20 protein-coding genes and 1 pseudogene are annotated in these 17,565 nt (G+C 73.9%); 9 read left to right on the top strand and 12 right to left on the bottom strand.

The window, feature by feature from the left end; genetic code table 11:
* The 3 genes from VIU94_RS43280 to VIU94_RS43270 all read left to right on the top strand — a co-directional run.
* On the top strand, positions 1-473 hold a 473-nt coding region (locus VIU94_RS43280), incomplete at its 5' end, for an ABC transporter ATP-binding protein C-terminal domain-containing protein (protein ID WP_524540674.1).
* 101 nt (positions 474-574) lie between these two features.
* Entirely contained in the window at positions 575-1,363 is a 789-nt protein-coding gene (locus VIU94_RS43275) for an aldo/keto reductase (protein ID WP_331920977.1), read from the top strand.
* Between the two features lie 3 nt (positions 1,364-1,366).
* Positions 1,367-1,816 carry an RICIN domain-containing protein gene (locus tag VIU94_RS43270; RefSeq protein WP_331920971.1) on the top strand — a complete coding sequence of 150 codons (450 nt, stop codon included), beginning with the start codon at positions 1,367-1,369 and terminating at the stop codon, positions 1,814-1,816.
* An 80-nt stretch (positions 1,817-1,896) separates the two neighbouring features.
* Here VIU94_RS43270 and VIU94_RS43265 read toward each other — a convergent pair whose 3' ends face one another.
* Positions 1,897-2,811 (bottom strand): class I SAM-dependent methyltransferase, encoded by a 915-nt coding sequence (locus VIU94_RS43265; protein ID WP_331920969.1) that lies wholly within the window; start codon positions 2,809-2,811, stop codon positions 1,897-1,899.
* Positions 2,812-2,906: 95 nt separating this feature from the next.
* Complete coding sequence (locus VIU94_RS43260; protein ID WP_331920967.1) at positions 2,907-3,839, bottom strand: AraC family transcriptional regulator; 933 nt, start codon at positions 3,837-3,839, stop codon at positions 2,907-2,909.
* A gap of 81 nt (positions 3,840-3,920) precedes the next feature.
* On the opposite strand from VIU94_RS43260, the gene VIU94_RS43255 reads away from it, so the two are divergent.
* A complete protein-coding gene (locus VIU94_RS43255; protein WP_331920965.1) occupies positions 3,921-4,793 on the top strand; it encodes a Rossmann-fold NAD(P)-binding domain-containing protein in 873 nt (290 codons plus the stop codon).
* A 32-nt stretch (positions 4,794-4,825) separates the two neighbouring features.
* Here VIU94_RS43255 and VIU94_RS43250 read toward each other — a convergent pair whose 3' ends face one another.
* A complete protein-coding gene (locus VIU94_RS43250) occupies positions 4,826-5,782 on the bottom strand; it encodes a helix-turn-helix transcriptional regulator (RefSeq protein ID WP_331920963.1) in 957 nt (318 codons plus the stop codon).
* A gap of 39 nt (positions 5,783-5,821) precedes the next feature.
* Here VIU94_RS43250 and VIU94_RS43245 point away from each other — a divergent pair, with 39 nt between their 5' ends.
* The gene (locus tag VIU94_RS43245; RefSeq protein WP_331920961.1) at positions 5,822-6,313 is read left to right on the top strand and encodes a hypothetical protein; all 492 of its coding nucleotides are present in this window, start codon (positions 5,822-5,824) and stop codon (positions 6,311-6,313) included.
* Here the strand turns inward: VIU94_RS43245 and VIU94_RS43240 are convergent.
* Positions 6,300-7,034: a class I SAM-dependent methyltransferase gene (locus tag VIU94_RS43240; RefSeq protein WP_331920975.1), complete on the bottom strand. Its 735-nt coding sequence runs from the start codon at positions 7,032-7,034 to the stop codon at positions 6,300-6,302. The genes VIU94_RS43245 and VIU94_RS43240 overlap by 14 nt on opposite strands.
* A 51-nt stretch (positions 7,035-7,085) precedes the next feature.
* Complete coding sequence (locus VIU94_RS43235; RefSeq protein WP_331920959.1) at positions 7,086-7,391, bottom strand: 4a-hydroxytetrahydrobiopterin dehydratase; 306 nt, start codon at positions 7,389-7,391, stop codon at positions 7,086-7,088.
* Between the two features lie 117 nt (positions 7,392-7,508).
* On the opposite strand from VIU94_RS43235, the gene VIU94_RS43230 reads away from it, so the two are divergent.
* Positions 7,509-8,324, top strand: a complete 816-nt coding sequence (locus tag VIU94_RS43230; RefSeq protein WP_331920957.1) for an MmyB family transcriptional regulator — start codon at positions 7,509-7,511, stop codon at positions 8,322-8,324.
* On the opposite strand, the gene VIU94_RS43225 is transcribed toward VIU94_RS43230, so the two are convergent.
* The gene (locus VIU94_RS43225; protein ID WP_331920955.1) at positions 8,311-8,730 is read right to left on the bottom strand and encodes a hypothetical protein; all 420 of its coding nucleotides are present in this window, start codon (positions 8,728-8,730) and stop codon (positions 8,311-8,313) included. The genes VIU94_RS43230 and VIU94_RS43225 overlap by 14 nt on opposite strands.
* Before the next feature lie 207 nt (positions 8,731-8,937).
* Here VIU94_RS43225 and VIU94_RS43220 point away from each other — a divergent pair, with 207 nt between their 5' ends.
* A complete protein-coding gene (locus VIU94_RS43220; RefSeq protein ID WP_331920953.1) occupies positions 8,938-10,119 on the top strand; it encodes a low temperature requirement protein A in 1,182 nt (393 codons plus the stop codon).
* Positions 10,120-10,129: 10 nt separating this feature from the next.
* Here the strand turns inward: VIU94_RS43220 and VIU94_RS43215 are convergent, their stop codons facing one another.
* From VIU94_RS43215 to VIU94_RS43200, 4 genes are all read right to left on the bottom strand, one after another.
* The gene (locus VIU94_RS43215; protein WP_331920951.1) at positions 10,130-11,494 is read right to left on the bottom strand and encodes an amino acid permease; all 1,365 of its coding nucleotides are present in this window, start codon (positions 11,492-11,494) and stop codon (positions 10,130-10,132) included.
* A 66-nt stretch (positions 11,495-11,560) separates the two neighbouring features.
* On the bottom strand, positions 11,561-13,660 hold the full coding sequence (locus VIU94_RS43210) for a phage holin family protein (RefSeq protein WP_331920973.1): 2,100 nt from the start codon (positions 13,658-13,660) through the stop codon (positions 11,561-11,563).
* A gap of 229 nt (positions 13,661-13,889) precedes the next feature.
* A complete protein-coding gene (locus VIU94_RS43205; RefSeq protein WP_331920949.1) occupies positions 13,890-14,294 on the bottom strand; it encodes a recombinase family protein in 405 nt (134 codons plus the stop codon).
* A gap of 43 nt (positions 14,295-14,337) precedes the next feature.
* Positions 14,338-14,484 carry a hypothetical protein gene (locus VIU94_RS43200; protein ID WP_331920947.1) on the bottom strand — a complete coding sequence of 49 codons (147 nt, stop codon included), beginning with the start codon at positions 14,482-14,484 and terminating at the stop codon, positions 14,338-14,340.
* Positions 14,485-14,643: 159 nt separating this feature from the next.
* Between VIU94_RS43200 and VIU94_RS43195 the strand changes: the two genes are divergently transcribed.
* Entirely contained in the window at positions 14,644-15,411 is a 768-nt protein-coding gene (locus VIU94_RS43195; protein WP_331920945.1) for an MBL fold metallo-hydrolase, read from the top strand.
* Positions 15,408-16,034, top strand: a complete 627-nt coding sequence (locus VIU94_RS43190; protein ID WP_331920943.1) for a DedA family protein — start codon at positions 15,408-15,410, stop codon at positions 16,032-16,034. Before VIU94_RS43195 ends, VIU94_RS43190 begins: the two co-directional genes overlap by 4 nt.
* 29 nt (positions 16,035-16,063) lie before the next feature.
* Here VIU94_RS43190 and VIU94_RS43185 read toward each other — a convergent pair whose 3' ends face one another.
* Together VIU94_RS43185 and VIU94_RS43180 are read right to left on the bottom strand one after the other, a co-directional pair.
* Positions 16,064-17,134 (bottom strand): MBL fold metallo-hydrolase, encoded by a 1,071-nt coding sequence (locus VIU94_RS43185; protein WP_331920941.1) that lies wholly within the window; start codon positions 17,132-17,134, stop codon positions 16,064-16,066.
* A gap of 53 nt (positions 17,135-17,187) precedes the next feature.
* Positions 17,188-17,565 (bottom strand): annotated as a pseudogene (locus VIU94_RS43180) (pyridoxal phosphate-dependent aminotransferase); the annotation flags it as partial.

Here is a 17,565-nt window from a genome sequence, read left to right as displayed (position 1 = left end):
CTGCCGAGGTGCTGCGCGCCTGCGGCCTGGCCGAGCTGGCGGGGGCGTACCCCGGCACGCTCCCGGTGGGCCTCGCCCGCATGGCCGAGCTGGCACGGGCACTGGCCGCTCCCCCGCGCGTGCTGCTCCTGGACGAGCCCGCGTCCGGGATGACCAAGGAGGAGCGGCAGCAGCTGGCCGCCGTCGTGCGGCGGCTCGCCGGGGACGAGGGCTGCGCGGTGCTGCTCGTCGAGCACGACGTCGGCTTCGTCATGGACCTGTGCTCCCGGGTCGTCGTCCTCGACCTGGGCGAGGTGCTCGCCGAGGGGGCCCCGGCGGAGGTCCGCGTCGACCCCGCGGTCCGCGACGCCTACTTGGGTACGAAGGCCTCGGGCCCGGCCGAGCGGCCCGACGCGGCCGACAAGCCCGGCCCGGCCGAACGGCCCGACGCGGCCGAGCAGCCCGCGGAATGCGATCCGCCCCCTCCTCGTTGACCCTGGGAGTAGCACCCGACGACCGTAAGGATCGACCGCACGTGAGCAACGCCAGCAACGGCAGCAAGGTCCCCTCCCTCACCCTCAACAACGGCGTGGAGATGCCCCGGCTGGGCCTCGGCGTCTGGCAGGTGTCGGACGACGAGGCGACGCGGGCCGTCGGCGCCGCCCTGGAGGCCGGGTACCGCTCGATCGACACCGCCGCGAGCTACGGCAACGAGAGCGGCACCGGCCGCGCCCTCGCCGAGTCCGGCATCGCGCGCGACGAGCTGTTCGTCACCACCAAGCTGATGAACCGCGACCACGGCTACGACTCCACCCTGCGCGCGTTCGACGCCTCGCTGGGCCGGCTCGGCCTCGACCACGTCGACCTGTACCTGATCCACTGGCCGGTCCCGGCGAAGGACGCGTACGTCGACACGTACCGCGCCCTCGAGAAGATCATGGCCGACGGCCGCGCCCGCGCGATCGGTGTCTCGAACTTCCTGCCCGACCACCTGGAGCGGCTGCTCGGCGAGACCTCCGTCGTCCCGGCTCTGAACCAGATCGAGCTGCACCCGCAACTCCAGCAGCGCGCTTCGCGCGAGGCGCACGCCGCCCACGGCATCGCGACCGAGGCGTGGTCGCCGCTCGGCCAGGGCCGCGGCCTGCTCGAGGTCCCCGCGATCGTCGCGATCGCCCAGAAGCACGGACGCACCCCCGCCCAGGTCGTACTGCGCTGGCACCTCCAGACCGGCAACGTCGTCATCCCGAAGTCGGTGACGCCGTCCCGCATCCGGGAGAACATCGACGTCTTCGACTTCGAGCTGGACGCGGAGGACCTCGCCGGGATCGCCGCGCTCGACGAGAACCGCCGACTGGGCCCGAACCCGGCCGAGTACGGGGGCTGATCGGTGCGCGTCGAGGAGGGGACGTACCTCGTACGGAACGTGGCCAGCGGACTGGTCCTGGAGGTGTACGCGGGGTCTGCGCGGGGCGGCGCGAACGTGCAGCAGGGAACGGAGACCGGGGCGGCGGGCCAGCGGTGGCACGTCGCCCCGGTCCCGAACGGCAGCGGGCTCTACCACCTGGTGAACGAGGCCAGCGGCAAGCGGCTCGACGTCGCGAACGCCTCCACGGAGAACGGGGCGAACATCCAGCAGTGGCGGGCGAACAACTTCGGCGCCCAGGAGTGGATCATCGAGCAGGACCTCCAGTCGCCGGGCACGGTCGCGCTGGTGAGCTTCATCAGCGGACTGCTGCTCGAGGTCGAGGACGGCTCGCTGGAGGACGGCGGGAACGTCCGGCAGTGGGAGGACACCGACTCCCCGTCGCAGTGGTGGCGACTGGAGCCGGTGTCCTGAGCACCGCCGCCGAGGCCGTGCCCGAGACCTAGGGAGTGTCTGACAAATTCCCGACGCCGCGGAGAATTGTCAGACACCCCCTAGCCCTTGCGCGCGGTGTGCACCGTGCGGGCGACCAGCTGGAAGAGGTCCGCGCGCTGGTGCAGCGAGCCCGGGTCCGCCGGGTCGAGCAGCCGGTCGAGTGTCTCGCGGTCGTCGGCCGCGAGACGCTCGTCGACCGACGCGCGGATCCGCTCGTACTGGATGACGGCCTGCTCGCGCACGACCGGCGACACGGGCGCGGGGATGTCGCTCAGGAACGAGCGGGTGCCCGCCGGGACGAGACCGGCGCCGGCGAGCAGGCCCCGCCAGTCGTCGACCTCCTCCTTGGCGTCGGGCAGCGCCGCCCGCATCTCGCCGAACCACTCGGCGTGCAGGGCGTCGAGCCGGGCCTCCAGGCCCGGGCGGCCGAAGCCGATGTCGCGCGGCAGCCGCCGGGCGGGCAGCCCGCCCTCGACGAGGACGAGCAGTCCGCCGGGGCGCAGCAGCCCGGCGAAGGCGTCGAGGGCGGCCCGCTGGTCGCCGAGGTGGTGCAGCGACTCGGCCGCCCAGATCACGTCGGCCTCGCCCAACGTCGCGAAGTCGCCCGGGAGTTCGGCCTGCAGGGTGGAGACGCGCGCGGAGAGGCCGCGGGCCTCGGCACGGGCGCGGGCGAGCGCGAGGAGTTCCGGGGTTCCGTCGACGGCGACCGTCTCGGCGGCGGGGAAGGCGTCGGCGAGGAGGCAGGTGATGACGCCGGGGCCGCTGCCGACGTCCAGGACGCGGCGGACGCCGGAGGCGGGCACGAGGGTGCCCAGCCAGGCGGCCGCCTCGGCGTACAGCGGGCTCTGGATCTCGGCCTGCCGCTCCAGGAGCGGGGCCATGGCGGTCCAGTCGATGTCGGTGTGATCGTGGTGGTGGGCGTGCGACCCGTGCGGGTGCTGCCCGTGCTCGTGGTGCCCGTGGTCGTGGCTCATGGGGACAGCGTGCGCGGACCGGCCCCCCGAACGCGAGAAAACTTGCCGTTCCGGCAAGGAGCCCGGCAAGGATCCCCCACTCCCCCCCGTGCGACTCACACCCCTCGGCGGTACTCCTGCGGGCTCAGCCCACGCACCCGCTTGAACGACGCGCTGAGCGCGAAGGCGCTGCTGTAACCGACCTGCCGGGCCACCGACTCGATCGTCGCGTCCGTCTCGCGCAGCAGGTCCGCGGCGAGCGCGAGCCGCCAGCCGGTCAGGTACGCCATCGGGGGCTCCCCCACCAGCTCGGTGAACCGGCGGGCGAGTCCGGCCCGGGACACGCCCGCCTTCGTGGCGAGCGACGCCACCGTCCAGGGATGGGCCGGGTCGTTCTGCAGCAGCCGGAGCGCCTGGCCGACGACCGGGTCGCCCATCGCCCGGTACCAGGCGGGGGCCTGGGCGCCGGGGCGGGCGAACCAGGCCCGCAGGACGGCGATGAGCAGGAGGTCGAGGACGCGGTCGAGAACCACGCTCTGGCCGGGTTCGTCGCGGGAGATCTCCTCGTCGAGGAACGGCATGAGCGGGCAGCTCCACACCTCGGCGGGCAGATGGACGAGGTCGGGCAGCGCGTCCAGGAGCCGGCGGCCGACCTCGCCGTCCATCTGGTACGTCCCGACGAGCACGCTGGTCGAGCCGTCGGCGGCGTTGCCCCAGGTCCGCACGCCGAGATGCATCGTCTCGGAGAGCGGCTCTCCTGTGAAGGTGGTACAGACGCCGCCGGGGCCGATCATCGCGCGCGGCGGGGCGTCGGGGGCGTCGGCGACCGTGTACGCCTCGGGGCCGCGGGCGACGGCCATGTCGCCGGGGCGCAGCCGGACGGGGTCTCCGACGTCGGGGATGATCCACGCCTCGCCCTCGGTGACGCTCATGAGGCAGAGCGGGGCGCGGTCCTCGATCCGTACGGACCACGGCGGTTCCATGACCATGCGCAACAGGAAGGCCCCTCTGGCCCGCGGTCCGTCGAGAAGTCCGGCGAGTGCGTCCATGGGTCAAAGCGTAGACGCACGCGTATGGAAGTGAGCTCGTACGGCATGGGAGATGGGGGCCGGGGACGGGAGTCTAGAGCCATGACGACGAACAAGAACGAGACGCCGAAGAACGACACGATCGACACGAACAGCACGGTCGACGCGCGGACGGTGCTGGTCACCGCCGCGACCGGCAAGACGGGCCGCCGGGTCGCGACGGGGCTGGCCGCCCGCGGACTGACGGTCCGAGCGGGCTCCCGGACCGGCACGACCCTGTTCGACTGGGAGGACCTGGAGACCTGGGCGCCGGCGCTGCGCGGCGCGGACGCGGCGTACGTCAACTACTACCCGGACCTGGCCGCGCCGGGCGCCGTGGAGGCGATGGAGGCCTTCGGCGAGCTGGCGGTGGCGAACGGGGTGCGACGGCTGACGCTGCTGTCGGGTCGCGGCGAGCCGGACGCGGTCCGGGCGGAGGAGGCGCTGCGCGCCTCGGGCGCCGAACTCGCCGTCGTGCGGGCCTCGTTCTTCCACCAGAACTTCGACGAGGGCGCGATCGCGGCGGGCGTCGCGGAGGGGGTCATCGCCTTCCCGGCCGGTGACACGGCGGAGCCGTTCATCGACGCCGACGACCTGGCGGACGTGATCGTGGAGACGCTGACGGCGGACGGGCACGCGGGTGTGGTGCACGAGGTGACGGGTCCGCGGCTGCTGACGTTCGCCGAGGTGGCGGCGGAGATCTCGACCGCGAGCGGGCGTCAGGTCGAGTACGTGCCGATGAGCGAGGCGGAGTACGCGGGCCTGCTCAAGGACTTCGGCCTGCCGGAGCCGGAGGCGCAGTGGCTGTCGGGGCTGTTCTCGATGCTCCTTGACGGGCACAACGCCGCGGTGACGGACGGAGTGAAGCGCGTCCTCGGCCGCGAGCCGCGCGACTTCACGGAGTTCGCCCGCCGGGCGTGGGCGCGGCAGGGCTAGGGCTTGTCCGACCCTGATCCGCCGGACAAGCCCTAGGACGCGCCGTACCGGCGGGCGAGCGAGGCCACGGTGTCGGCGATGCGGGTGCGGAGATCCGCCGGTTCGAGGACCTCTGCCTCCGCGCCGAGCGCGAGGAAGGCGTCGTGGGCCCGGGCAAGGGACTCGATCGGCAGTGTGGCGCGGGTCCAACCGTCCGGCTCCGGGACGCCGTTGTCGGCGAGCGCGCGGGCGGCCGGGCCGGTCAGCCGGGCGGCGGCGCGCGGCGAGAGACGGACGACGGCCTCGCCCTGGTGCAGCCGGGCATGGAAGGACTCCTGGTGGGCGCGCCAGTACGCGGGCAGGTCGAATCCCTCGGGGAGCTCGAACTCCTCGTCGGTGACGTTGAGTTCGAGGATCTGGTCGACGCGGAAGGTGCGCGGGCCGGGGCCGGCGACGAGGTACCAGCGGCCGGCCTTGAGGACGAGTCCGTACGGCTCGACGCGCCGGTCGACGTCGGTGGGCTCCCTCCAGCGGCGGTAGCGCAGGTCGAGTACGCGGCTCTCCCGGACGGCCTCGGCGACGGCCTGGAGGTGCGGGGCCGGGGCGGCGTCGTCGTACCAGCCGGGGGCGTCGATGTGAAAGCGGGCGCGGAGCCGGTCGACGTGGTCGCGCAGCGGATCGGGCAGGGCGGCGCGGAGCTTCAGCTGGGCGTCCACGAAGTGTCGGCCCAGGCCGAGTTCGGCGGCGGCGCCGGGGATGCCGGCGAGGAAGAGGGCCTCGGCCTCGCCGGTGAACAGGCCGGTGAGCCGGGAGCGGTGGCCGGCCAGGAGCTGGTAGCCGCCGGCGTGACCGGCTTCTCCGTACAGCGGGACCCCGGCGGCGTGCAGCGCCTCGACGTCCCGGTAGACGGTCCGGACGGACACCTCCAGCTGCTCGGCGAGCTGGGACGCGGTCAGCCGGCCCCGGGTCTGGAGCAGCAGGAGGATCGAGATGAGCCGGCTGGACTTCACTGACACAAGATGTCAGTGGAGTCCTCCTACGGTCCAGCCATGGCTTTCAGCGAGAAACTCCTGTTCGTCCCGCCGCCGATCGAGGTGGCGGGCCGGCGCGTCAAGCGCTACCACGTGACCTCCGACCCGGCCGGCATCGCGCCCGAGGTGGAGAAGGCGGCGTACGCGATCCTGCCCGACATTCTCCCGGAGCCGGACGGCACGCCGCCGGCGACCTTCGTCGTGCTGCACCGGGGCGACGACACCGGCGCGTACCTGAACGCGTACAGCTGGGTCTGGGACAACGTCCTCCACTTCGGCGGCGCGGCGGCCGGCCAGCCCGTCCTGAACTGCCCGGACACGGACCCCGCGCACTTCGTGCGCACGGACTCCCCTTGGATCGGCTGCGTGTGGGAACTCCCGCCGATCCTCCACGAACGCGACGCCTGGGCCCGCCACATGCTGACCCCCGACACCCCCGACCTGGACGCCTACGTCGCCGACGCGCTCGCCCCCGGCACGACGGGCGACCGCCCCGTCAGCCGCGCCTGACGTACGCCGCGAGCCGGTACTCGGGGTCGTCGCGGGGGCGGTCCCGGTCCGGGAGGGCGGTGAGGGCGGCGGCGAGCGCCTCGGCGGTGGCGGGGTCGGCGTGGAACCAGGAGGCGAAGTAGCCGGAGCGGAGCTTGTCGGCGGCCTTCTGGGGGCTGTTGCCCTGGCCGTGGCCGGTGAAGGCGGTCTCGCCGGCGGGGGTGAGGCCGTGGGCGGCGGCGCAGGCGGCGATGCGGTCGGAGCGGTCGGAGGCTGCGTCGAAGGAGCGGTACGGGCGGAGCACGGCGTCCATGTCGCTGCCGACGTCGTGGGCGACGTCCTTGTCCACGGTGGCCACGAACACTCCGCCGGGCCGCAGCACCCGCGCCGCCTCGGCGACGATCTGCGCCGCGAACGGCACCAGGTGCAGCAGCCACACCGCGCTGACCGCGTCCACGGAGGCGTCCGGCAGGGGCAGTCGGCGCGCGTCGGCGCGGACGACCCGGCCGGGCAGCCGCTCGGCGGCCTTGCCCAGCATGCCGGGCGCGGCGTCTGCCCCGTACACCCGCAGGCCGGGGCGGGTGATCCGCTCGGTGACGAGGCCGGTGCCGCAGGCGACGTCGAGGAGGGTGCGGGCCCCGGGCGGCACGAGCCGGAGCACGGCCTCGGCCGCGGCGACGGCCCTCGGCACGCCGCCGCGCGTCTCGTCGTAGTGCGCGGCCTCGGCGTTGTAGTCGAGCAGTTTCTTCGTCACCGGGCCGATGGTACGCAGACGCCTCGCGGGGCCCGGCGGTCAGCTCGCGCCGTGCCCCGGGGCGATCTCCTCGACCCGGGTGGCGAGCGCGAAGTCCTTCTCCGTGACCGCGCCGCCCGCGTCGTGCGAGTTCACCGAGACGGCGACGGTGTTGTAACCGAGCGTCAGGTCCGAGTGGTGGTTCAGCTCCTGCTGGATCTGCGCGACGTGGACGACCATCGCCGTGGCGGCGAAGTGGTCGCCGAGCCGGTAGCGGCGCTCGATCCGATCGCCCGCGAGGGACCAGCCGGGGAGTTCCCGCAGCCGGTCCTCGATCTCCTTCTGCGACAGCGGCTCAGTGGGCATGCGCGGATCCCTCCGGTTCGTGGCCGACAGCGGTGACGATACGGTCTCGGGCCCCGGGGCCCAGGTCAACACATGCGCGTCGCCCGATCGGCGCAGCGGGTGGGCTACCGTCGGACCATGACAACTGTCGCGACCGGCACGGGAGTAGGGCCACTGCTGCGCGAATGGCGCGAACGGCGGCGGCTGAGCCAGTTGGAGCTGGCCCTGCGGGCGGACTCCTCGTCCCGGCACATCTCGTTCATCGAGACGGGCCGGTCCCGGCCGAGCGAGGAGATGATCCTGCGCCTGGCCGAGCACCTGGACGTGCCGGTACGGGACCGCAACGCGCTGCTCCTCGCGGCGGGGTACGCGCCGAAGTACGCGGAGTCGACGCTCGACGACCCGCAGCTGGCGACGCTGCGGGAGGGCATCGAGAACCTGCTCCGCGGGTACGACCCGTACCCGGCGATCGTCGTGGACGGCGCGTACACGGTGGTCGCGGCGAACCAGTCGATCGGGCTGCTGCTCGCGGGCCTGCCGGAGCATCTGCTGACGCCGCCGTTGAACGCGATGCGGATCACCCTGCACCCGGACGGTCTGGCCCCGCGGATCCGGAACCTGCGCGAGTGGCGGGGCCATCTGCTGGCGCAGATGGAGCGTCAGATCGGCCTGGCCCGCTCGGAGGCGCTGCGCGCGCTGTACGAGGAGGTCGCCGCGTACCCCCTGCCGGAGGGCGGCGACCCGGAGGACCGGGAGGACCCGGAGCCGTATCCGTACTTCGCGCTGCCGCTGCGGATCGAGCACGACGGCCACGTGCTGTCGTTCGTGTCGTCGATCTCGACGTTCAACACCCCGATGGACGTGACCGTCTCCGAGCTGGCGATCGAGACGCTGCTGCCGGCCGACCCGGCGACGGTCGCGTACCTCCGAAGCGTCGCCGCTAGGCAGTCGTAGCGCCGCGCAGCGCGGCCCACTGGAGCGCGGCGAAGGCGGCGACCGTGCCGGCCTGCATCGGGATCCACAGCAGGCCTGCCGTGGTCGGCTCCAGCCAGGCGACGAGCGAGACGAGGCTCGCCAGCACCCACAGCAGGTTGCAGTCGACGACGGCCTTCACGCCGAGGACGGGCGGCTGCGGCCGGGAGGCGAGGAATCCGACGCCGGCGGCGTACACCGTGAGGAAGAGGCCGAGTTCGAACAGCAGCGCCGCGTCGACGCCGAGCAGCTCCCCGAGGGCGTCGGAGGCGAAGAGGTAGGCGAGTCCGTTGCCCCCGGTGACGACGGCGTCGAGGGCGAGGAATCGGCGCAGCATGGACTGCGGCCGGGTGGTGCGGGAGATGCCGGCGAGCAGGGCCTGGGACATGACGGATCAGCCTCCTTGGAGGGCGTGCGCGGTGATGGGGGCCGGAGCCCGGTCGGAGTGCGCCGCCCGGGTCCCGGTGCACTTCACGATGCCGGGTCCGCCGGAAGTGTTCGATTACCCCTGAGGTAATGCGGCTCGTGGATATGCTGCCGCCCTGACCGTCCAGAGGGGGAGCAGCACGTGAGGTGGGGCAAGCAGAGGTCGCGCATGGTGCCGACGGGGGACGAGCACAAGGTCACCCCCGCGGAGCTGTTCTTCGACCTCGTGTTCGTGTACGCGATCACCCAGGTCACCGCGCTGATGGCGGCCGAGCCCTCGACGACCCGAGTCGTCGGGGCCATGGTGGTGCTGGCGCTGCTGTGGTGGTGCTGGTGCTCTTTCGCCTGGCTCGGCAACGTCGTACGGGCGGACTCCGGCGCACTGTTCGCGGTGCTCGTCGCGGTGATGGCCGTGGTGTTCATCGTCTCCCTCGCGGTGCCCCAGGTGTACTCGGACGCCCCCGGCGGGATCCCCGCGCCGCTGCTGTTCGTGCTCGGCTACGCCGCCGTGCGGCTGCTGCACCTGATCTCGTACTGGCTCTCCAGCCCGGGCGACCCTGCGCTGCGGGCGACGCTGCGCCGTACCGCGCTGGCGTCGGTGCTGCCGCCGCTCGTGCCGCTGCTGCTGGGCGCGACGCTGACCACCGGCACCGCCCAGATCCTGCTGTGGCTGCTCGCGGTGCTGATCGACTACGCGGGGATCTACGTCACCGGCGCGTCCGGCTGGCGGGTGGCCTCGACCGGTCACTTCTCCGAACGGCACGGCCTGATCGTCATCATCGCGCTCGGCGAGTCGATCGTCGCGATGGGCGTCGGAGTGTCCGGCTTCCCCCTGACCGTGGCCGTGCTCGCCGCCTCCGCGGCCGGGCTGCTGCTCTCGGCGGGCCTGTGGCGGCTGTACTTCCGGCAGCTCGGCGAGGCGGCCGAGCACCGGCTGGCTTCGCTGGACGGCGACGATCGCACCCGCTTCGCGCGGGACGTGTACACGTTCCTGCATCTGCCGCTGGTCGCCGGGGTCGTGCTGACCGCGCTCGGCATGAAGAAGGTCCTCCAGCAGGTCGCCGACACCGGCCACTACGACCTCGCCGAGCCGCTGCACGGCGTGGTGGCCTGGTCGCTGACCGGCGGCGTCGGCGTCTACCTGCTGGGCGCGGCGGCCATCGCGCACCGCACGAGCGGCCGCCCCTCGCGCGCGCTGCTCACCGGCGGCGTGCTCTGCCTGGCTGCCGGCGCGGCGGTGACGCAGATCCCGGGGCTGGTCGCGCTGGTCCTGCTCGCCCTGGCGGTGGCGACGGCGGTGTGGCTGGACGGCCGGAGCACGGCGAAGGCGGAGACGGCGCGGACGGCGTAGCCCGGCGTAGTCACGGCGTGGGCGCGGCCGCCTTGCGCCGCGCCGACATCACGGCGTACACGAGGACTCCCGCGAAGAGGAACAGCACGCCCTGGTAGACCGCCGCGTAGCCGGAGCCGGCCACCAGCCACATCGAGAAGCCGAAGGCGAGCACCGCCAGACCCGCGTCGCGGACCAGGCGGCCGCGGTGCACTCGGTCGGCGCGGCCGGACGCCAGGAAATGGATCTGGGCGGCCGTCGACAGCAGGTACGGGACGGTCGCGGTGAAGGTGGTGACGAGCACGAGGATCTCGAACACGCGCTGCGAGCCCGCGGTGTAGTTGTAGATCGTAAGGAGCGAGGCCAGGGTGACGGTGACCGCGACGCCGACCGTCGGGACGCCGCGCCGCTTGCGCCGGAACACCTGCGGGAACAGGCCGTCGCGGGCGGCGGCGTACGGGGTCTGGGCGCTGAGCAGGGTCCAGCCGTTGAGCGCGCCGAGCATGGAGACGAGCGCCATGCAGGCGACGGCGGCGCCGCCCCAGGCCCCGCCGAACATGGCGTTCACGGCGTCGGAGAAGGGCGCGGCGGAGTCGACGAGCCGGTCGTGGGCGACGAGGCCGAAGACGGAGACGGTGCCGAGGAGGTAGAGCGCGGCGGCGGCGAGGGTGCCGAGGATCGTGGCCCGGCCGACGTTGCGCCGCGGGTCGCGGACCTCGCCGGCGCTGACCGCGGCGGACTCGACGCCGAGGTAGCTGAAGAGCAGGATCGCGGCGGACGCGGAGACAGCGCCGAGCGGACCGTCCCCGCTCGCCTCGAACGGCCCGAGGTTGGCGCTGTCGAAGAAGAACAGTCCGCCGACGGCGACCAGCAGCAGCGGGACGAACTTCAGGACGGTCGCGACGATCTGCACCGCGCCGACGTACCGGGTGCCGGCGAAGTTCGCGAGCGCGGGCAGCCATTGGAGCGTGAGGGCCGCGGCGATCGTGGCGGCCTTCGACTCGTGGACGGGCACGAGGACGTCGAGGTAGCCGACCGCGGCGACGGCGAGGGCGGCGTTGGAGACCCAGGCGGTGGCCCAGTACGACCAGGCGGCGAGGAAGCCGGCGAAGTCGCCGAAGGCCTCGCGGGCGTAGACGTAGGGGCCGCCGGTGCGCGGGTCGCGCTCGGCGAGCCGGCCGAAGACCAGCGCGAGGGCGATGGCGCCGAGGGTGAGGACGCCGAAGGCGACCAGGCTGATGGTGCCGTACGGGGCGACGGAGGCGGGCAGCAGGAAGATCCCGCCGCCGATGATGTTGCCCATGACCAGGGCGGTGGCGACCGGCAGTCCGAACCGCCGGGCGTGCTTGTCCTGGACCTCGCGGGTCGGGGCCTGTTGAGTTGTGGCCGTGCTCATGGGGGTGGTGCGCCTTCCGTCGTGCAAACCCGAACATGCTCGGGCAACGGCGAACGCGCGTCCAAATCAGCTGTTTTTGTCCCGTCCGACCTGACCGTCGACCGGAAGAAGTTCTTCCGCTTCACTCTTGGGCAGCGAATCCTCCACCGGCGCCTGCGGGCCCGAGCTCTCCCGAAGCCAGCCGCGCAGCACCTCGTGGATCTGCTCGGCGCCCACCGGCGCGGCGGGCGGCGCCGACAGGCCGAGCGGGGAGAGCAGGAACGGGCGGGACTGCTCGCCGCCCAGTCCGCCGTGCGAGCCGATCTGCTCCTCGAAGGCGTGGACCGTGCCGGCGGCCGGTTCGCACATCGAGTTGACCATGATGTCCGCGACGTGCGGGAAGGCGTCGGTGCGCCGCACCGCGTCCGCCGCGCCGGGCCCGAAGGCCGCGAGCGGCCCGTCGTCCTTCAGCTCGGCGACCGGTGTCTCCACGCCGTCCCCGGCCAGCACCACCGAGCCGTGCTCCTCGCTCGCGACCAGCAGGAAGCCGATGCCGGGGTGGTTGGCGAGGGTCCGCAGCAGCGCCGGATGGCGGAGCTCGATCTGCTCCCGCGTCATCCGCCCCGGCACGTCCGGGAAGGAGACCAGGGCGAGGTTGCCGGAGGCGAGCACGATCGGCTCGGAGGGCCGGCCGCGCACCTGCCGCGCCGCCTCCGCCTCCTCCTCGTGCTCGTCCACCGGCCGGTGCAGCGCGCTGCGCAGCGCGTCCCGGGCCGCGTCCCGGGCCTCCGAGCCGCTGGGCGTGCGCCCCACCCGGCGCGGCACCGGCAGCCCGCAGCCGGCCCGCACCAGATCCTTCAGAGTCAGCCCGTACGCCCCCTCGAAGGTGGGGCCCGGGCTCTGCCCGTGGTCGGAGAGCAGCACGATCCGGTACGGGCGCGGCGCGTGCTCGGCCACCTTGGCGATCTGCGCGATCGCCCGGTCGAGCCGCTGGAGCACGAGCCCGGCGTCCCGGCCGTGCGGGCCGGAGTGGTGGGCCACCTCGTCGTACGCGACGAGGTCGGCGTACACGGCGGTGCGGCCGACCAGCAGGTCGCCCATCACCGCGGCGACCACCACGTCCCGCTCCACGACGGTGGCGAAGGCCCGGACGAACGGGTAGAGACCGCCGCGCGACACCCGCGGGCTCTCTTTGCGCAGCCGCGCCCGGATCGACTGGGTCAGCTCGCGGAAGACCTCGGCGACGAACGAGCCCGCGGTGCGGACCGCGTTGGCGGGGTCGGAGAAGTACGCGAAGTAGCCGGCCCGGGACCGGTTGGCCCGGCCGCGCCGGGCGGCCATCGACAGGACGAGCGCGAGCTGGTCGGCGCCGCCGCTGAACAGGTTGCCCCGGGACGCGCCGTCGAGGGTGAGCAGCCCGCCGTCGCCGGTGCGCTCGATGGCCCGCCGCTGCAGCTCGGCCGCGCTCGCCGGGCGGTTGCTGACCATCAGCCGCCCGGTGTCCTTCTCGTACCAGCGGAAGGCGGGCACATCCTCGTTGGAGCCGTGCAGGATGCCGAGCTGGCTGGCGCCGGTCTGGCTGGACCAGTCGGTGCGCCAGGCGGTGAGCCGGTGGGTGGTGTCGAGCCAGTCGGCGACCGTCGGCATCAGCCCGTCGCGGACGGCGTCGCGCAGCACGCGGTGGCCGACGCCGTCGAGTTGCAGGAAGAGGGCGCCCGGTACGGGCTCGGGGCCGCCGGTGGCGGCACGTCGGCGCCTGCGGTCGGTGAGCCGGTAGAGGCGGCGCCGGTAGGCGTCGTCGTCGCGCACCGCGAGCGCGGTGGAGGTGGCCGAGGCGACGGCGGACATCGCCGCGGCGACCACCACGGCGGTCTCCGGCTCGGCGGCGCCGCGCCCGTCGGGGATCAGCCAGAGCGCGATCAGCAGCAGCGAGCCGTTGAGGAAGAACACCAACAGGCCGAGCAGCAGCGCCGGTACGAGCAGCAGCGCGCGCACGACCACCGGCCAGACCAGGGCACTGAGCAGACCGAACACGCCCGCGCCGAGCACGGCGGTCAGGGCGGTGCGGGTGAGGCTGTCGCCGTCCTCGGACTGGAGCTGGAAGTCGGGCAGCAGGCCCGCGAGGACGAGCATGGTCAGCGCGGAGACCGCCCACACCACGAGCACCCGCAGCAGGGCGCTGCCCATGCTCCGCCAGCGGCCGGAGAACCGCCCGCGCACCTTCCCCACACCCACGCCAGGTTCGCCTTTCGCCTGTTTCCTGCCTCAAGCGTGGCACAACGCCCGGTCGGGTGAAGTCGGACCAAAACGCACGTGCGAATGGGGCAGGAGGGGGAGGGGTCGGGCGCAGTACGGGTCCGGCACGGGTCCGGCACGGGTCCGGCACGGCTCCGTTGCGGGTCCGGTCCCCGCGGCGTCAGCAGCCGTCGTACCCGGCCGTGGGCATCGAGAGCCTGCGGTGCACGTCGGCCTTGCCCGCCGCGTCGTACGACGGCTCGTCGAGCCCGGCCGTCTCGAGCCGCACGCCGCGCCGCTCGCACTCGGCGAAGAAGCCGGCGACCGAGGTCAACGCCCGGGCCAGGACCCGCTCGTTGGGCGCGACGAACAGGTCGACGTCCCCGGCCTCCACATCGGCCCAGAGCGCGCAGTGGTCGGGGCTCAGGCCGTAGAAGAGCAGCTGTCTCGTCACCACGTAGCCCTTGTCGCCCGCCCATCGGGCGCACATGGCGTGCTGACTGCGCGTATCCACCAGGAAGGGGTCGCTGTCGAGTTCCTCGAGCGGGGTGAGGCTGGCGATCGCCGCCACCCGAACGTCGTCCATGCGCCGACCCTACTCCGATCGGGGCGCGGCAAGGGGGGCGCGCTCAGGGCGGTGAGGAGTATCCGCAGGTGTGGCAGATCTTCCAGCCGTCCTGGGTGACGGCGAGCACGCCCCCGCAGCGCGGGCACTGCGCCGAGTTCCGCTCGGTCCCGATGGGGCTCGCGGTCCTCGTGGTCCTCGTGGTCCTCACAGCGGCTCCCATCCCCTTGCTCCTCGATGGCTACCCGCCGCGCCGTGCGCGGACGCCCCCCGGTGATCGCTTCTCCCCCGCCGTCGGCTCCGGACATTTAGGCTCGTACCGGAGGACCCGGATCGGCCGGATTCGGTTCCGGGAGAAGGGCGGGCGACCGTGGAGATCACCTGGTGGGGTCATGCCACCTGCACGGTCGAGGACTCCGGGGTCCAATTTCTCACCGACCCGCTGTTCGTGCGCCGGCTGGCCCATCTGCGGCGGCGGCGCGGGGCGCTCCCGCCGTCGGAGGCCACGGTCGCCGAGGCAGTGCTGATCTCCCATCTGCACGCCGACCATCTACACGTGCCCTCGCTCGCCCGGCTCGCCCCGGGCACCGAGCTGATCGTGCCGCGCGGCGCGGCCCGGTCCGTGCCCGCGCTGCGCAGGCTCGACGGCCTGCGGCTCACCGAGGTGGGCCCCGGCGACGAGGTGCGGGTGGAGGGCGTGACCGTACGGGCCGTGCCGGCGCTGCACGACGGCCGCCGGCTGCCGGTGGGGCCGCACCGCTCCCCCGCGCTCGGGTACGTGGTGGAGGGCGAGGCGCGGACGTACTTCGCCGGGGACACCGGGCTGTTCGACGGGATGGCGGACGCGGTGGGCCCGGTGGACGTGGCGCTGCTGCCGGTGGGCGGCTGGGGCCCGTACCTGGGGCACGGGCACCTGGACGCGGGGCGCGCGGCGCAGGCGCTCGCGGCGCTGTCGCCGGCGGCCGCGGTGCCGGTGCACTACGGCACGTACTGGCCGATCGGGATGGACGCGGTGCGTCCGCACGAGTTCCACGCGCCGGGCGACGAGTTCGTCCGGCACGCGGCGCGGCTCGCGCCGAAGGTGGCGGTGCACCTGCTGGGGCACGGCGAGCGGGTGCGGCCGGAGGTCGCCCGGTGATCGAGCGGATCGCTCGGGCGGTGGGCGACCTGCCGCCGGAGTCCACGCAGCAGGCGCTCGGCTATCCGTCGCTGTTCCTGCTGGTGGCCCTGGGGGCGCTGGTGCCGGTGGTGCCGACGGGGGCGATCGTGAGCTCGGCGGCGGCGGTTGCGTTCCACCAGACCGCGCCGCTGGCGCTGCTGTTCGTCTTCCTGGTGGCGGCGGCCGCCGCGCTGCTCGGCGACGTGACGCTGTACTGGCTCGGGCAGCGCGGGGTCAGGTCGCGCAACGGCTCGCGCTGGCTGGCGGCGCTGCGCGGCCGGGCGGCGCCGGACCGGCTTGCGCAGGCGCAGGCCCGGCTCGAGACCCATCAGGTGTCGATGCTCGTGCTGTCCCGGCTGGTGCCGGCGGGGCGGATCCCGGTGATGCTGGCGTGCCTGCTGGCCGAGATGCCGCTGCGCCGTTTCGTCCGGGGCGACCTGCCGGCGTGTCTGGCCTGGGCGGCGACGTACCAGCTGATCGGGATCCTCGGCGGCTCGCTGTTCGACGAGCCGTGGGAGGGCGTGGTGGCGGCGGTGGCGCTGGCGCTGCTGATCAGCGCGGCCCCGTCGGTGTGGCGGCGGGTGCGGCGCTCAGGGAGCTGAGGGGGCTCAGGGGCTCAGGGCTCGGGGGCTCAGGGCTCGGGAGCTCGGGCGGCGAGCACGCGTGAGCCACCGACCGGCAGGTCCCAGAGCCGGTCGGGTTCCAGGCCGGCCTCGGTCCAGGCGGCGCGGAGCCGGGTGAGGGGTTCGAGGACGGGTTCGGCGGAGAGCACGAAGGTCGCCCAGTGCATGGGCGCCATGCGCCGGGCCCCGAGGTCCTGGAAGGCGCGGACCGCCTCCTCGGGGTCGGTGTGCACGTCGCGGAGCCACCAGCGCGGGGCGTACGCGCCGATGGGCAGCAGCGTGAGGTCGAGGCCGGGATGGCGGCGGCCGATCTCGGCGAACCAGTGGCCGTAGCCGGTGTCCCCGGCGAAGTGGACGCCGCGGCCGAGCCGGTCCGTGAGCACCCAGCCGCCCCACAGGGAGCGGCAGGTGTCGAGCAGGGTGCGCTTGGACCAGTGGTGGGCGGGGACGAACTCGAAGCGCACGCCGTCGAGTTCGGCGGCCTCCCACCAGTCGAGCTCGGTGACCCGGGTGAACCGGCGGCGGCGGAACCAGCGGGCGAGGCCGGCCGGGACGAAGACCGGGGTGCGCCGCGGCAGCCGCTTGAGGGTGGGGGCGTCGAGGTGGTCGAAGTGGTTGTGACTGATGACGACCGCGTCGACCGGCGGCAGGTCCTCCCAGCGCACGCCGACCGGGGTGATCCTGGCCGGGGTGCCGAAGATCCGGCGGGACCAGACGGGGTCGGTGAGCACGGTCAGGCCGCCGATCCGAAGCACCCAGCTGGCGTGGCCCGCCCAGGTGACGGCGAGGGTGTCGGGTCCGGCGGCGGGCAGCGGGCCCGGGGCGAACGGCAGCAGCGGGATGTCGCGCAGGCCGTCCGGGCCGGGGCGGACCGCGCCCTCGCGGGCGAGCCGGGCCATGGCGCGGACGCCCGGGAGCGGTGCGGTGAGGCGGTCGGCGAAGGAGCGGGGCCAGTCCGTGCGGGTGCGGCCGACGGGCTGGAGGGCGGCGGGGGCGGCCGGGGCGTGGGGCCGGCCGGGGGCGGCGGACGCCTGGGCGGTGCGCGAGGTGCGGTCCGTCCGTGCCGTCTGTTCCGTCATCTGCGGGCTCCGTTTCGACGCTTCGACGCTTCGACGTGCAAGAGGTTCCTGTGTCACCGGAGTTCTTCGAGTACGGCCCCGAAGGCGCTCAACGCCCGTGCCACATGGGGCAGTCCGAGGGGGGCTGGCGCGTGGAGGGACTCCAGCCGCTCCTCGCGGGTCGAGCCGAGCAGCGGTCCGGTGTCGAACCTGACGCGCAGCGCGCCGAGTTCGTCGCCGAACCGGTGACCGCCGGGGACCGGGAAGCCGAGCCGGTCGCCGAGGAAGTCCTCCAGCTCCATGGAGTCGTTGACGCCCCGGGCGGCGAGCCCGGCCCGCAGCGGGCCGAGGTCCGCGTACAGGTGGCGGCCGGCCTGCGGCGGCCGGGAGATCGCGCCGGCGGCGAGGACGGCGCGGTGGACGGCGGAGGCGACCGCGGCGTGCAGGGCGTT

It is taken from the genome of Streptomyces sp., assembly GCF_036566765.1.
Classification (GTDB): domain Bacteria; phylum Actinomycetota; class Actinomycetes; order Streptomycetales; family Streptomycetaceae; genus Streptomyces.
The sequence above is the reverse complement of the archived record's forward strand: the minus strand, read 5'-3'. Positions and strand labels throughout refer to the sequence as shown.

What these genes read in the sequence shown, in the direction of transcription:
- VIU94_RS43275 (WP_331920977.1), top strand. Translation starts at nt 575, where the DNA reads ATGCCCCGGCTGGGCCTCGGCGTCTGGCAGGTGTCGGACGACGAGGCG.
- VIU94_RS43185 (WP_331920941.1), bottom strand. Translation starts at nt 17,134, where the DNA reads ATGACGGAACAGACGGCACGGACGGACCGCACCTCGCGCACCGCCCAG.
- VIU94_RS43255 (WP_331920965.1), top strand. Translation starts at nt 3,921, where the DNA reads ATGACGACGAACAAGAACGAGACGCCGAAGAACGACACGATCGACACG.
- VIU94_RS43210 (WP_331920973.1), bottom strand. Translation starts at nt 13,660, where the DNA reads ATGGGCAGCGCCCTGCTGCGGGTGCTCGTGGTGTGGGCGGTCTCCGCG.
- VIU94_RS43205 (WP_331920949.1), bottom strand. Translation starts at nt 14,294, where the DNA reads ATGGACGACGTTCGGGTGGCGGCGATCGCCAGCCTCACCCCGCTCGAG.
- VIU94_RS43260 (WP_331920967.1), bottom strand. Translation starts at nt 3,839, where the DNA reads ATGGACGCACTCGCCGGACTTCTCGACGGACCGCGGGCCAGAGGGGCC.
- VIU94_RS43225 (WP_331920955.1), bottom strand. Translation starts at nt 8,730, where the DNA reads ATGTCCCAGGCCCTGCTCGCCGGCATCTCCCGCACCACCCGGCCGCAG.
- VIU94_RS43230 (WP_331920957.1), top strand. Translation starts at nt 7,509, where the DNA reads ATGACAACTGTCGCGACCGGCACGGGAGTAGGGCCACTGCTGCGCGAA.
- VIU94_RS43220 (WP_331920953.1), top strand. Translation starts at nt 8,938, where the DNA reads ATGGTGCCGACGGGGGACGAGCACAAGGTCACCCCCGCGGAGCTGTTC.
- VIU94_RS43215 (WP_331920951.1), bottom strand. Translation starts at nt 11,494, where the DNA reads ATGAGCACGGCCACAACTCAACAGGCCCCGACCCGCGAGGTCCAGGAC.
- VIU94_RS43235 (WP_331920959.1), bottom strand. Translation starts at nt 7,391, where the DNA reads ATGCCCACTGAGCCGCTGTCGCAGAAGGAGATCGAGGACCGGCTGCGG.
- VIU94_RS43265 (WP_331920969.1), bottom strand. Translation starts at nt 2,811, where the DNA reads ATGAGCCACGACCACGGGCACCACGAGCACGGGCAGCACCCGCACGGG.
- VIU94_RS43245 (WP_331920961.1), top strand. Translation starts at nt 5,822, where the DNA reads ATGGCTTTCAGCGAGAAACTCCTGTTCGTCCCGCCGCCGATCGAGGTG.